This window comes from Rhodovulum adriaticum, from assembly GCF_004345735.1.
GTDB lineage: Bacteria > Pseudomonadota > Alphaproteobacteria > Rhodobacterales > Rhodobacteraceae > Rhodovulum > Rhodovulum adriaticum.
The window spans coordinates 77823-91248 of the sequence record NZ_SLXL01000008.1 but is presented as its reverse complement, the minus strand read 5'-3'; the positions used below and the strand labels follow the sequence as shown (position 1 = coordinate 91248).

General features: G+C 67.1%; 14 protein-coding genes. 7 read left to right on the top strand and 7 right to left on the bottom strand.

The features are described 5' to 3' along the window. Positions 1–125 precede the first annotated feature (125 nt). The gene (locus EV656_RS11445; protein WP_207899546.1) at positions 126–887 is read left to right on the top strand and encodes a zinc-ribbon domain-containing protein; all 762 of its coding nucleotides are present in this window, start codon (positions 126–128) and stop codon (positions 885–887) included. A gap of 12 nt (positions 888–899) precedes the next feature. Here the strand turns inward: EV656_RS11445 and EV656_RS11440 are convergent, their stop codons facing one another. From EV656_RS11440 to argH, 6 genes are all read right to left on the bottom strand, one after another. Beyond that, the gene (locus tag EV656_RS11440; RefSeq protein ID WP_132603976.1) at positions 900–3482 is read right to left on the bottom strand and encodes a TIGR02302 family protein; all 2583 of its coding nucleotides are present in this window, start codon (positions 3480–3482) and stop codon (positions 900–902) included. A gap of 36 nt (positions 3483–3518) precedes the next feature. Then, the gene (gene lysA, locus EV656_RS11435) at positions 3519–4787 is read right to left on the bottom strand and encodes a diaminopimelate decarboxylase (RefSeq protein WP_132603973.1); all 1269 of its coding nucleotides are present in this window, start codon (positions 4785–4787) and stop codon (positions 3519–3521) included. Positions 4788–4837: 50 nt separating this feature from the next. Then, positions 4838–6016, bottom strand: a complete 1179-nt coding sequence (locus EV656_RS11430) for a sugar-transfer associated ATP-grasp domain-containing protein (protein ID WP_132603970.1) — start codon at positions 6014–6016, stop codon at positions 4838–4840. A gap of 81 nt (positions 6017–6097) precedes the next feature. Then, the gene (locus EV656_RS11425) at positions 6098–6415 is read right to left on the bottom strand and encodes a DUF2834 domain-containing protein (protein ID WP_132603967.1); all 318 of its coding nucleotides are present in this window, start codon (positions 6413–6415) and stop codon (positions 6098–6100) included. Continuing rightward, a complete protein-coding gene (locus tag EV656_RS16575) occupies positions 6415–6552 on the bottom strand; it encodes a hypothetical protein (RefSeq protein ID WP_165919000.1) in 138 nt (45 codons plus the stop codon). The genes EV656_RS11425 and EV656_RS16575 overlap by 1 nt, the downstream gene beginning before the upstream one ends. Next, positions 6549–7940 (bottom strand): argininosuccinate lyase, encoded by a 1392-nt coding sequence (gene argH, locus EV656_RS11420; RefSeq protein WP_132603964.1) that lies wholly within the window; start codon positions 7938–7940, stop codon positions 6549–6551. The genes EV656_RS16575 and argH overlap by 4 nt, the downstream gene beginning before the upstream one ends. Positions 7941–7966: 26 nt before the next feature. On the opposite strand from argH, the gene EV656_RS11415 reads away from it, so the two are divergent. The 6 genes from EV656_RS11415 (at position 7967) to yddG (ending at position 13194) form a co-directional block, all read left to right on the top strand. Next, entirely contained in the window at positions 7967–8527 is a 561-nt protein-coding gene (locus tag EV656_RS11415; protein ID WP_132603961.1) for a TlpA family protein disulfide reductase, read from the top strand. Between the two features lie 44 nt (positions 8528–8571). Then, a complete protein-coding gene (locus EV656_RS11410; protein ID WP_242469038.1) occupies positions 8572–9057 on the top strand; it encodes a CIA30 family protein in 486 nt (161 codons plus the stop codon). A gap of 89 nt (positions 9058–9146) precedes the next feature. Next, on the top strand, positions 9147–9986 hold the full coding sequence (locus EV656_RS11405; protein WP_132603955.1) for an EAL domain-containing protein: 840 nt from the start codon (positions 9147–9149) through the stop codon (positions 9984–9986). A 134-nt stretch (positions 9987–10120) separates the two neighbouring features. After that, positions 10121–11296, top strand: a complete 1176-nt coding sequence (locus EV656_RS11400) for an acetyl-CoA C-acetyltransferase (RefSeq protein ID WP_132603952.1) — start codon at positions 10121–10123, stop codon at positions 11294–11296. 89 nt (positions 11297–11385) lie between these two features. Then, complete coding sequence (phbB, locus tag EV656_RS11395; protein ID WP_132603948.1) at positions 11386–12108, top strand: acetoacetyl-CoA reductase; 723 nt, start codon at positions 11386–11388, stop codon at positions 12106–12108. 210 nt (positions 12109–12318) lie between these two features. After that, positions 12319–13194, top strand: coding sequence for an aromatic amino acid exporter YddG (gene yddG / locus EV656_RS11390; RefSeq protein ID WP_132603945.1), 876 nt, complete (start codon positions 12319–12321; stop codon positions 13192–13194). Here the strand turns inward: yddG and EV656_RS11385 are convergent. Beyond that, positions 13185–13352: a YdcH family protein gene (locus EV656_RS11385; RefSeq protein WP_132604116.1), complete on the bottom strand. Its 168-nt coding sequence runs from the start codon at positions 13350–13352 to the stop codon at positions 13185–13187. The genes yddG and EV656_RS11385 overlap by 10 nt on opposite strands. Positions 13353–13426 lie beyond the last annotated feature (74 nt).

Here is a 13426-nt window from a genome sequence, read left to right as displayed (position 1 = left end):
TGCCCGAGCGGGGCGCCCGTTTCAATCGAATGCGGTCGCAAAGGCTTTGAAATCCCGGCAGGGCTGTTACAACATGCGGCAATAGACGGGCCGGGATGCGGGCCCGCCAAGACCCTGCGGGGGAAATGATGCGACTGACCTGCCCGAACTGCGACGCCCAGTACGAAGTGGACGATGCCGTGATCCCGCCCGAAGGGCGCGATGTGCAGTGTTCCAACTGCGGCCAGACCTGGTTCGTCCGCGGCGCAGAACGGCCGCCACAGGCAGAAACCGCCCCCCTGCCCGATGACGATGACATGAACGCCCCCGAGCCGGAGACCGCGCAGCCAGAGCCGCAGCCCGCGCCGCAACGGCGCCAGCTGGACCCCGCCATCGCTGGCGTGCTGCGCGAAGAGGCAGAGCGCGAGCAGCGGGTGCGCGCCGCCGTCGCGCCGCCGGAACCGGACGAGAGCGGCTTTGGCCCGGAGGCAGTGACCCAGCAGGACCGCGTTGCGCGCCTGCGCGGGATGTCCCCCGACAGCGGGGAAACGGCGGCGGCGGACGGCCAGTCCGGCTCTCGCCGCGACATGCTGCCCGATATCGACGACATCAACGCCACGCTTGACCCCGCCGCCGGGCGCGAACCCGCCGCCAGCACCGCCCCCGCCCCGGAACACGAGGCCCGCAGCAAGGGGTTTCGGCGCGGTTTCGCACTGGTGCTGGTCCTGACCGCGCTGGCCATGGGCGCCTATACCTATGCCCCGGCCATTGGCCGCCTGCATCCCGCTCTGGGCGACGCGATGGATGGCTATGCCGGGATGATCGACGGGTGGCGCATCTGGGCGAACACCACGATCCCGCAGGTCCTGCAGGGCCTGACCGACAAGCTGAACGCTATCAGCGGCTAGGCGGGGCGGACCTCAGAACCTGTCCAGCAGGCGGCGCAGATAGTCCAGCTCCAGGTCCGGGCGGTCCTGCTCGCCAGAGCGGCGGCGGATTTCGTCCAGCAGGTCGCGCGCCCGGCGGTAGACATCTTCGCCCTGCAACAGCTGATCGTCGGTTCCCAGACGGCCGACATTGCCCCGCTCGCGGCCCAGCGGATCGCGGCGCTCGCCACCGCCCTCTGCCCGGCCCATCGATTGGCCCTGCTGGCGCTGCTGCTGGTTCTGGGCCAATGCCTCGCCCAGGTTGCGCAGGCCCTCGCGCAGGGCCTCCATCGCCTCGGCCTGATCGTCCAGCGCGCCCGCCAGGTCGTTCTCGCGCAGGGATTGCTCGGCCTCGTCCATGGCGCGCCCGGCGCGGTCCAGCGCCTCGCGCGCGGCCTGGCCCTCGGGCGCGGCGCCCAATCCCGGCAGGCCCTCTTGCTGGCGCTCCAGTTCGCGGCGCAGGGCGCGCTGACGGTCGGCCAGATCCCGGCCCAGATCGCCGGGGCGCCCACCTGCGCCGGGCTGTTGCCCTTCGCCCTGTCCCTGGCCCTGCTGCTGCCCGAACTGCTGGCCCTGACCTTCGCCCTGCTGGCCTTGCTGGCCCTGCCCCTGTTGGCCCTGTTCGCCCTGCTGGCCGGGGTTGAACTGGTCCTGCAATCCGCGAAAGGCCTCGTCGCTCAGGCCCTGCTGGTCGCGCAGCGTTTCGGCCAGACCCTCCATCGCCTGCTGGCCGGGGCTTGGCTCGCCACCTTGGCCCTGCGTGACCTGCATATTTTCCATCATCTGTTGCAGCATCTGCAGCAATTGCTGCGCCTCGGCCATCCGGCCCTCTTCCATCAGCTGCTGCAGCCGGTCCATCATCTGCTGCAACTGGTCGCCGGTGATTTCCTGCATCTCGCCGTTCTGCGCCTGCTGCTGGCCGTCCTGGTTCTGCTGCTGGGCCAGTTGGCGCATATAGTCCTGCATCGCCTCGCGCAATTCCTGCATCAACTCGGCGATTTCCTCTTGCGTGGCGCCGTTGCGCATCGCCTCGGACAGGCGTTCCTGCGCCCGGCGCAGGCGCTCGGCGGCGTTGGACAGGTCGCCCTCTTCGATCAGCAGGGCGATATCCCACAGCGCCTGGGCGATTTCCTCTTGGGTTTCGACGGTCAGGCCGTCGGCGATCCCGGCCTCAAGCCGCCGGATCGCGACACGCAGTTGCAGATAGGCGCCCTCATCCCGGAACAGGTCGTCCGGCTGAAAGCTGACCGCGCGCAGCAGGCGGGCCACGCGCGCGCCATTGTCACGGGTCCACAGCAGATCGCGCCGCTGTTCGGCGATGGCGCGGGCCAGCGGGTCAAAGAAACGCCGCCCGGGCAAGACCATCTTTTCCGGGGGGCTGCGCCCGGTCTGGCCCATCGCATCCTCTGCCTGCAACACCATCTGAACGGGCAGCCCGGCCCAGGGGTGTTGCGACAGGTTTTCCACCAGCGATTCGGTAAAGGCGCGCCGGTCGCCAGTGATCGTCATCGGCAGGTCCAGCACCAGCGGGTCACGCGGTTCGGGCGCGGCGGTCCGACCGTGGCGGCGATCCACCGCGTCCAGATCCAGCGTGATCGTGGCGCGCCCGCCCACCACGCCGTAATCATCCCGCGCGGCAAAGGGTTGGGACATGGTGCCATCGGCCTCGACCTTCAGGGGGCCGTCCAGCGCGACCTTGGGCGCGGCGTCAGGGGTCAGCACCACCTGCCAACTGCGCCCGCCGGCGCCATCGATGGCCAATTCGCCCGGCCGCACCACGTCAAAGCCCTGCGCCATGGCGGCGGCCCCGTCCGCCGGCGCGGCGCCCCCCTGCCCGGACACCGTTTCGCGCAAACTCAGCGCGCCGACCTGCCCGTAAAGGCGCAGGGTGACGCGGCTGCCCTCGGGCACGCGCAGGGTGGGGCCGGAAATATCGTTCAGGTAAAGCGTGGGCTTGGCGGTATAGGCGGGCGGTTCCACCCAGCCCTCCCAGGCCGGGCCGGCGGCCAGCGCACCCCCGCCCGGCCCGGCGATGTCGGCCACGCTGGAAACGCGCCAGACGGAACCGAAAACCACCGCCACCAGAAACGCTGTCAGCGCGACATGGCGCAGCGCAAAGGGGTCGCGGTCGGATACCCGCAGATCGGGCTGCACCGGGCGGGCCTGGCGGGCCTGGGCGGCCATGCGCGCCAGATGCGCGCGCCAAACGGCCTGCGACGCCGCGTCGCCCGCGCCGATGGCCTGACTGTCGGACAGCGCGGCGATGGGGCGGCCCGGCAGGGTCCGGTCCAGCCTGTCCAGCGCCGCGGCCCGGCTGGGCCAGCGAAAGGCGCGAACGCCCAACGCCAGAAACACCAGCGCCAGAATCCCAAGACCTGATGCCAACGCCCAGAACGCGGCCCGCGACAGGGTATCATTCAGGCCCAGGAACAGCACCGCCACCACCGCCAGCCCCAGGCTGGCCAGCGGCCAGAAGGCCCGCGACAGGCGTTCGGCGACCATGCCCGCGCGGGTCAGGCGCAGGGGCCAGCGCAGCGCCTTCAGCGCGGCTTCGGGCGTTGGGGTGGTGTCGGTCATGCTCCCTTCCCGTTGGCCGGGCGGCGGAACAGCCGCCTACAGCCATTCAGGAATGGTATCGCGGTTCAGGATATCGTCAAAGGATGGCCGCCCCCGGATGACGGCGACGTGATCGCCGCTGACCAGAACCTCGGGGATCAGGGGGCGCGTGTTGTATTCGGATGCCATGACCGCGCCATAGGCCCCGGCCGAGCGGAAAGCGACCAGATCGCCCTCTGCCAGCGGGGGCATCGGGCGCGCCTTGGCAAAGGTGTCGCCGGTTTCGCAGACCGGGCCGACAATGTCGTAAGGGCCCTCTACCGTATCCGGGGTGGGTTCGACCACCGGCACGATGTCATGATGGGCGGAATACATCGCCGGGCGGACCAGGTCGTTCATGGCCGCATCGACGATCAGAAAGGTCCGCCCCTCGCCCTCTTTCACATAGATGACCCGGGTCACCAGGATACCCGCGTTGCCTGCGATCAGGCGGCCCGGCTCGATCTCTATCTCGCAATCCAGATCGCCCAGCACCCGCTGGATCATGTGGCCGTATTCCACCGGCAGCGGCGGACGGCTGTTCGAGCGCCCCTCATAGGGGATGCCCAGCCCGCCGCCCAGATCCAGCCGACGGATGTCATGCCCGTCGGCACGCAGCATACGGCACAGGTCGCCCACCTTGGTATAGGCGGCCTCGAACGGTTCCAGCGATGTCAGCTGGCTGCCGATATGCACGTCGATGCCCACCACATCGAGGCCCGGCAGGGCGGCGGCATGGGCATAAACCTCGCGCGCGCGGGCAATCGGGATGCCGAACTTGTTTTCCGATTTGCCGGTGGCGATCTTTTCGTGGGTCTGCGCGTCCACGTCGGGGTTCACCCGCACGGCGATCGGGGCCACAACGCCCAGCGACAGCGCCACCTCGTTCAGCGCGGCCATTTCCGGTTCGGATTCGACGTTGAACTGGCGGATGCCGCCCTGCAACGCCAGGCGCATTTCCTCGCGCGTCTTGCCGACGCCGGAAAACACCACCCGTTCCCCGGGAATGCCCGCGGCGATGGCCCGGCGGTATTCGCCCCCCGACACCACGTCCACGCCCGCCCCCAGATCGCCCATCAGCTTCAGCACGGCCAGGTTGGAATTGGCCTTGACCGCGTAGCAGACCAGATGATCGGTGCCGGCCAGCGCCTCGTCGAACAGACGGAAATGGCGGGTCAGCGTTGCAACGGAATAGCAGTAGAACGGCGTTCCCACCTCTGCCGCGATCTCGGGCAGAGGCACATCCTCGGCATGGAGGATTCCGTCACGGTACAGGAAATGGTCCATGCCGAGGCTGTTAGCAGATGCCGGGCGCGTTGCAACGGGAAAGCGGTGGCTCAGTATTTTTCCCTGGCCAGGCGGTTCAACTCGTCGGTCACACGCTCGTTGCGGGCGATCACCCGATCAAACACCGCCTGCATGTCCGGCGACAGGATCCCGCGCCCGGTGGACAGCTGGTAGAATTCGTGCCCCGGGTTGGCGTTGGTCTCGATAACGATGCCGCCCTCGGGCCCCACCGCGATGTCCCAGCCCAGCATCCCGTTGACCGGGAAGATGGCATGCGCATCCAGCGCCGCGGCGACAACCTTGTCCCAGTTGGGGATGCGAAAGCCCTTCAGCGGCAGGCCGGTGGCGGGATGGGTGTCCAGCCATTGCGTCTCCAGCCCCTTGCCGGTGCGGCAGGCCTGAACCTCGCCGGTGGCAGCGTCCAGCCGGCACAGCATGTTGCCCGCCTGCCAGTAATTGTCGGACATGGAGGTGGGCGCGGGGATCTTCCACAGGGCATACAGCACCCGCGGCGTGTCCTCTTCGATCACGGTGACCAGGCGCACGGTGCCCACGCTGTCGCCGGCAAAGCGGGCGATATCGGGATGCTGCACCACGCGGGACTGGAACATGTAGCCCTCGGGAAAGTCGGTGATGATCTCTTCGGCCAAGGCGCGAAGGGCGACGGTCTTTCCATTGGCCAGGCGCAGGCGCTGGCCTGCCTCGTCCAGCCCCTCGATCCCCACGGTGCCCAGGGCGCGCGAGCCGCGCACCGGCTTGCCGAACAGCGGATAGCGCGCCTGATCGCGCAGGAAGCGTTCGATGTCCTCGACGCTGCGCAGGCAGGGCATCGTGCCCATGCGGCGATCCACCGCGACGACGGCCTGGGTTTCGGTGGTCGCCAGACCCAGTTGCCGCAGCAGGCCGGTGAACACCACCTTGTCGCGCAGGAAGCCGCGCATCTGAGTCAGCCGGGGCGGCGCCAGTTTGAGATTCAGCTTGAAGCTGCCGTCCATCCCGACAAAGGCGCGTTTCTGTTCCTTGGACAGCGACGGATCGTAAAGCTGGAATTCGAAATACTCGTGCTCGGTCATGTGGCACGGGGCGCGCTTCATCATCATGATCTCGCGCATCATCTTGAACGGGCTGACCCCGCTCTGCTTGGCCGCCTGGGCCACCAATCCGCTGACATTGCCCCCCTTTGCCGATTCTTTCTCGACCAGGGCGGTGTCCATGCTGATATCTGCCATCGAAATATTCCCTCGGCTGGGCTTTCCATTGTTTCCCAACCTTGAACAGAAATGCGGCAGGTTTTGGGCGCGATCCGGCCCTCAGCGTGCCGGGCGCGTGCGCAGGAACAGGTACAGCGGCAGCCCGCAGGACAGCCCGATGCCAAAGGTCGCCGGAATCGCCAGCAGCGCCAGCCAGTTCTTGCGCACCCAGGTTTCGGCAACGATCCAGATCGTCAGGGTGATCGCCGCGATGGTCAGATCCCAGGTCAGGCCGGTGGCGCTGTCGTTGACGTACCACGCGTCGATCATGCCGCCGAAATCCCACTCGTTCGCGGCCAGCCAAGACACGAAGTAATACATCGGGTGAATGGCGCCCCAGATGGCCAGGCCCAGGTAGATCCGGCGCAGCATCGACATCAGCGTTGTCCCCCCTCTATCCCGAATTCGGCGGTACCGGTGATGGTCAGGCCGCTTTCGGGCCGTTCCGGCACCCCGTCCACACCGCACGCGGCGAGGATCAGAACGGCGCCAAGGACCAGGGGCAGCGATTTCATGCCAGCGTTTCCCTCCAGCGGGCGATCTGTGCGCGCACCTGTTCGGGCGCGGTGCCACCATAGCTTAGCCGACTGGCGACCGAGTTGTGCACCCCCAATACGTCGAAAACGTCCGCGCGGATTTCCGAATGCACCGATTGCATGTCCTCAAGCGACAGTTCGGGCAGGTCGCAGCCCTTCTGTTCGGCCAGGGCCACCAGCGCGCCGGTGACGTGGTGCGCCTGACGGAACGGCATGCCCAGCACCCGCACCAGCCAGTCGGCCAGATCGGTCGCGGTGGAAAACCCGCTGGCGGCAGCAGCCTCCAGCGCGGGGCGGTTGGCGGTCATGTCTTTGACCATGCCCTCCATCGCGGCGAGGGCCAGCATCAGGTTGTCGGCGGCGTCAAAGACCTGTTCCTTGTCCTCTTGCGTGTCCTTGGCATAGGCCAGCGGCAGCCCCTTCATCACCATCATCAGCGCGACATTGGCCCCGAAGATCCGCCCGATCTTGGCGCGGATCAGCTCCGCGGCATCGGGGTTCTTTTTCTGCGGCATGATGGACGACCCGGTAGAGAAGCGATCCGACAGCGTCACGAACCGGAACTGGGCCGAGGACCAGATTACCAATTCCTCGGCAAAGCGCGACAGGTGCATCGCGCAGATCGAGGCACAGGACAGGAATTCCAGCGCGAAGTCCCGGTCGCTGACCGCATCCAGCGAATTGGCCGCCGGCCGGTCAAAGCCCAGCGCCGCCGCCGTCGCGTCCCGATCGATCGGGAAGGACGTGCCCGCCAGCGCCGCCGCGCCGAGGGGGCATTCGTTCATCCGTGCCCGCGCGTCCGCAAACCGCGACATGTCGCGGCCGAACATTTCCACATAGGCCATCATGTGATGCCCCCAGGTCACCGGCTGGGCGGTTTGCAGATGGGTGAATCCGGGCATTACCCAGTCCGCGCCCTGTTCGGCCTGGTCCAGCAACACCGCGATCAGCGCCTGTAGCCCCTGAACGGCCGCATCGATCTGGTCGCGCACCCACAGCTTGAAATCGGTCGCCACCTGGTCGTTGCGCGAACGTGCGGTGTGCAGCCGCCCGGCGGGCTCGCCGATCACCTCTTTCAGTCGGGCCTCCACGTTCATGTGGATGTCTTCCAGCGCGGTGGAAAACGCGAACGACCCGCTTTCGATCTCTGACAAGACCGTGAGCAGCCCTTCCCGGATCGCCTGCGCATCCGTATCGCTAATGATACCCTGCGCGGCCAGCATGGCGGCGTGGGCGCGGGACCCGGCGATGTCCTGTGCGGCGAGCCGCTTGTCGAACCCGATCGAGGCGTTTATCGCCTCCATGATCGCATCGGGGCCGGCGGCGAAACGCCCGCCCCACATCGCATTGGCTTGGTCCTTGGTCATTTGGTCTGGCCCCTTGGAGGGATAATATGCGTCTTGTCCGGTCGATCGTCCTCTACACGGCCCTGTGCCTGGGTGCAAATGCGGCCCTTGCCGCCGATACCGCCACGCTGGAATCCCTGCGCGAGGGCGGGATGAAGAAGCTGGTCTTTCACGACCAGCCCCGCGACGTGCCCGACGCCGTGCTGAGCGCCCCCGAAGGCGCGCAGGCCAGCCTGGCGGATTACCGCGGCAAATGGGTGGTTCTGAATTTCTGGGCGCCGTGGTGCCCGCCCTGCCGGGCCGAAATGCCCTCGCTGGACCGCTTACAGGCGGAAATGGGCAGCGACGGGTTCGCCGTGGTCACCGTGTCCACCGGGCCGGGCAGCCGCGCCAAGGATCGCCGACTGTTCCAGGAACTGGGCATCACCGCCCTGCCCCGACTGCGCGACGAAGGGTCGATGCTGGCCCGCCAGATGGGGGTGATGGGCCTGCCCGTCACCGTAATCCTGGACCCAGAGGGCCGCGAAGTCGCGCGCATGCTGGGCGATGCCGAATGGGACAGCGACAGCGCCAAGGCCATCGTCGCCGCGCTGACGGGGGGGGCATGAGGGCGCCCGCCGCGTTGCTGGCGCTGTGCCTTGCAGGACAAGCCATGGCAGATACCGTTCTTGACCCCGTCACCGCAGATACCGCGCGGGCCTGGACCTTCCTCAGCGACCGGGTGATGGGCGGCGTGTCGCAGGGCGTGTCGGCCTATGCGCAAGACGGCAACACCGGCTATCTGCGCCTCAGCGGCGAGGTCAGCACCGAAAACCGGGGCGGCTTCATCCAGATGCGGCGCGAAATTTCCCTGCCAGCCGACGCACAGGGGCTGGTGCTGCGGGTGCGCGGCAACGGACAGCGCTATTACGTCCACCTGCGCACATCGGGCATCAAGATGCCCTGGCAGTTCTACCAGGCCCCGTTCGACACCACGGATAACTGGCAAGAGGTGCGCATACCCTTTTCCGCCTTTCGGCCCTCGGGCGGGTTCCAGCGCGCGGACCTGCGCCCCGGCACCGTGCGCAGCATCGGCATCGCCGCCTATGGCCGCGATCATCGGGCCGAGGTCGCACTGGCCGAAATCGGGGCCTACTGAACGGCCCGGCCCAATCGGCACAATTTTAGCGTTCACTCGCCCTTAACCCGACACTGGCCTTCTGCCCCGGTAGCGAGCGGAGGAGGGCCATGCCCAAGGACCGGAAAGACCCCGAAGTCATCAGCGACCCCGCCGAGGACAGCCCCCTGTCCGCGGCCATAACACAGCGTGACCGCGATACGCTGAACATGGTGGCCCGCGCCCTGCGCGAACGCGAGGTGGCGCTGGCATTCCAACCCGTTGTGCAGGCCGTGCCCCAGGGGCAGGTCGCCTTTTACGAGGGGTTGATTCGCGTACTGGACCCGTCCGGCCGGGTGATCCCGGCGCGCGATTTCATCCCCACCGTCGAAACCACCGAAATGGGGCGGCAACTGGATTGCCTCGCCCTGGAAATGGGCCTGATCGCCCTGGCAGAGGCGCCCGATCTGCGACTGTCGATCAACATGTCGGCCCGCTCCATCGGCTATCCGCGCTGGACCGCGACACTGAACGCGGGGCTGGCGAACAACCCGCGCCTGGCCGAACGGCTGATCCTGGAAATTACCGAAAGCTCTGCCATCGTGATGCCCGATCTCGTCTCGGTCTTCATGCGCGACCTGCAAGCGCGCGGCATCGCCTTTGCGCTGGACGATTTCGGCGCCGGTTACACCGCCTTCCGCTACCTGCGCGAATTCTACTTCGACCTGATAAAGATCGACGGCCAGTTCATCCGCGGCATCGCCGAAACCCCGGACAACCAGGTGCTGACCGCGGCGCTGATCTCAATCGCCCGGCATTTCGACATGTTCACCGTGGCCGAGAATGTGGAAAACGCCAGCGACGCGGCCTGGCTGTCCGCCGCCGGGATCGACTGCATGCAGGGCTATGCCTTTGGCGCGCCATCGCTGGTACCGCCCTGGCGCGAAGGGGACGACAAGCGCCTGGCCTGACCCGATCATGCCGCGCTGCGGCAGATCGCGCGCGCCTTTCGCAACAACGCGCTGCCCCCGCGCGATAGGGGTGCATTTCTGCGGCTGCATCCCTATAGTGCGGCGCGAACGAACCCGGGGAGAAGGACTGACCCATGACCAATGTCGTTATCGTTTCGGCCGCGCGCACGCCCGTCGGCAGCTTCAACGGCGCGTTTTCGACCGTGCCCGCCCACGAGCTGGGCCGCGTCATGCTGGAGGCGCTGGTCGCCCGCGCCGGCATCGACAAATCGGAGGTGTCGGAAACGATCCTCGGCCAGGTGCTGACCGCCGGTCAGGGCCAGAACCCGGCCCGCCAGGCCCATATCAACGCCGGCCTGCCCATCGAATCGGCCGCCTGGTCGATCAACCAGGTCTGCGGCTCGGGCCTGCGCTCGGTCGCGCTGGCCGCCCAGCACATCCAGCTGGGCGATGCGGCCATCGTCGCCGCGGGCGGCCAGGAAAACATGACCCTGTCCCCCCACGTCGCGCACCTGCGCGCGGGGCACAAGATGGGCGACATGAAGTTCATCGACTCGATGATCAAGGACGGGCTGTGGGACGCTTTCAACGGCTACCACATGGGCCAAACCGCCGAGAACGTGGCCAACCAGTGGCAGATCAGCCGCGAACAGCAGGACGAATTCGCCCTGGCCAGCCAGAACAAGGCCGAGGCCGCCCAGAAGGACGGCCGCTTCAAGGACGAGATCGTCCCGGTCACCGTCACCCACCGCAAGGGCGAAACCATCGTCGAGGATGACGAATACATCCGCCACGGCGCCACGATCGAAAGCATGCAGAAACTGCGCCCCGCCTTCACCAAAGAGGGCAGCGTGACCGCCGGCAACGCGTCGGGCATCAACGACGGCGCCGCCGGTGTGCTGGTGATGTCCGCCGAAGAGGCCGAGAAGCGCGGCCTGGAACCGCTGGCGCGAATCGCCTCTTACGCGACCGCCGGGCTGGACCCGTCGATCATGGGCACCGGCCCGATCCCGGCCAGCCGCAAGGCCCTGGAAAAGGCCGGCTGGAAAGCCGAGGATCTGGACCTGGTCGAGGCCAACGAAGCCTTCGCCGCCCAGGCCTGCGCCGTGAACAAGGACATGGGCTGGAACCCCGAGGTCGTGAACGTGAACGGCGGCGCCATCGCCATCGGCCACCCGATCGGCGCCTCGGGCGCGCGCATCCTGAACACCCTGCTGTTCGAGATGAAACGCCGCGACGCGAAAAAGGGCCTGGCGACGCTGTGCATCGGCGGCGGCATGGGCGTGGCCATGTGCCTGGAACGCCCGTAATTGCCCAGAGGGCGCGCAATATTGTTGCGCGCCCGATTCAATTCTCGTAACAGCGTTACCAACACGCAATTTTGTTACCCGGAGGAATCATGGCAAGAGTTGCACTCGTCACCGGCGGCAGCCGCGGCATCGGCGCGGCCATTTCGAAAGCGCTGAAAGAGGCCGGCTACGACGTGGCCGCCACCTATGCCGGCAACGATGAAAAGGCCGCAGCCTTCACCGCGGAAACCGGCATCAAGACCTACAAGTGGAACGTGGGCGACTACGACCAGTCCAAGGCCGGCATCGCCCAGGTAGAGGCCGACTTGGGCCCCATCGACGTGGTGGTCGCCAATGCCGGCATCACCCGCGACGCGCCCTTCCACAAGATGACCCCGGAACAGTGGCAAGAGGTCATCGACACCAACCTGACCGGCGTCTTCAACACCGTGCACCCGGTCTGGCCCGGCATGCGCGAGCGTGGCTTTGGCCGGATCATCGTGATCAGCTCGATCAATGGTCAGAAGGGCCAGTTCGGCCAGGTCAACTATGCCGCCACCAAGGCCGGCGACCTGGGCATCGTGAAATCCTTGGCCCAGGAAGGCGCCAAGAAGGGCATCACCGCCAACGCGATCTGCCCCGGCTATATCGCCACGGAAATGGTCATGGCCGTGCCGGAAAAGGTGCGTGAATCGATCGTTGCCCAGATCCCGACCGGCCGCTTGGGCGAGCCCGAGGAAATCGCGCGCTGCGTGGTCTTCCTGGCCGCTGACGACGCCGCGTTCATCAACGGCTCGACGATCTCGGCCAACGGCGCCCAGTTCTTCGTCTGAGCGCATCCGATCCGACCCCAAGGGCGGCCCCTGCGGCCGCCCTTTTTGTGCCCGCGTGCCGCGGGCGCGCTGCGCGCTTGGGTATTTTGACCAAGAAGAAGGGGAAAGGCGCGCCCTTGTCCTTCTTCTTGGCGAAAATACCCATGGCGGAACCGTTCCACGGGAAAAACGCTCTGGGCAGGGCGCCGCGCGTGGCGTATGGCCTGCGCCATGCCCCGCCCCCGCGCCACAGCCATCGGATTTTCCGCCGTCCTGCTTTGGGCGCTGCTCGCCCTCTTTACCGTGGGCTCTGCCCCCGTGCCGCCGCTGCAACTGAATGCCATCTGTTTCGCCATCGGCGGGGCGATCGGGATTGTCTGGGTCATCGCCACCGGCGAGGCGCGGCTGCTGCGCGCGGTGCCGCTGCGGGTCTATGCCTTTGGCACGGTGGGGCTGTTCGGCTATCACGCGCTGTATTTCTCTGCCCTGCGCCTGGCCCCCGCGGCTGAGGCAGGGTTGATCGCCTATCTGTGGCCCCTGCTGATCGTTCTGCTTTCCGGCCTGTTGCCCGGCGAACGGTTGCGCGCGGGTCATGTTCTGGGCGCGCTTCTGGGCTTTACCGGGGCGGCGCTGATCGTGGCGCGTGGCGCGACCGGGTTCGACGGCGCGGCCCTGCCCGGCTATGGGCTGGCGGCGCTATGCGCGCTGACATGGTCCAGCTACTCGGTGCTGTCGCGGCGATTGGGCAGCGTTCCCACGGCCAGCGTTGCGGTGTTCTGCCTGGCCAGCGCCGCGCTGTCGCTGCCGCTGCACCTGGCGTTGGAACAGACCGCGTGGCCCACGACACCGTTGGCCTGGGCCAGCATGGTGGCCCTGGGGCTGGGGCCGGTCGGGCTGGCGTTTTACGTCTGGGATATCGGGGTAAAGCGCGGGGATATCCAGGTTTTGGGGACGGCCAGCTATGCCGCGCCGCTGCTATCCACGCTGATCCTGGTGGGCGTGGGTATTGCCGCACCCACGCCGATGCTGCTGGCCGCCGCGGTGCTGATTACCGGCGGGGCGGCGCTGGCCGCGCGGGCCAGCGCGGGTGCCAGATCTCAGGCCTGAGACAGCCGTTCGATCTGTTCCTTGATCCGAAGCTTCTGTTTCTTGAGTTCAGCGATCTGAAGGCGATCAGTCGCGGGCATGCGCTGTGCCGCTTCGACCTTTTCCGAAAGAACCTCGTGTTTCCGGCGGAGTTCCTGCAGGTGCGAACCCAGATTCATGGCCAAAGCTCCTCTCTTGATGTCATCCAACGTTTACAGTGCAGCACGAATTCCGAGTCGTGTCACGGTCTTGA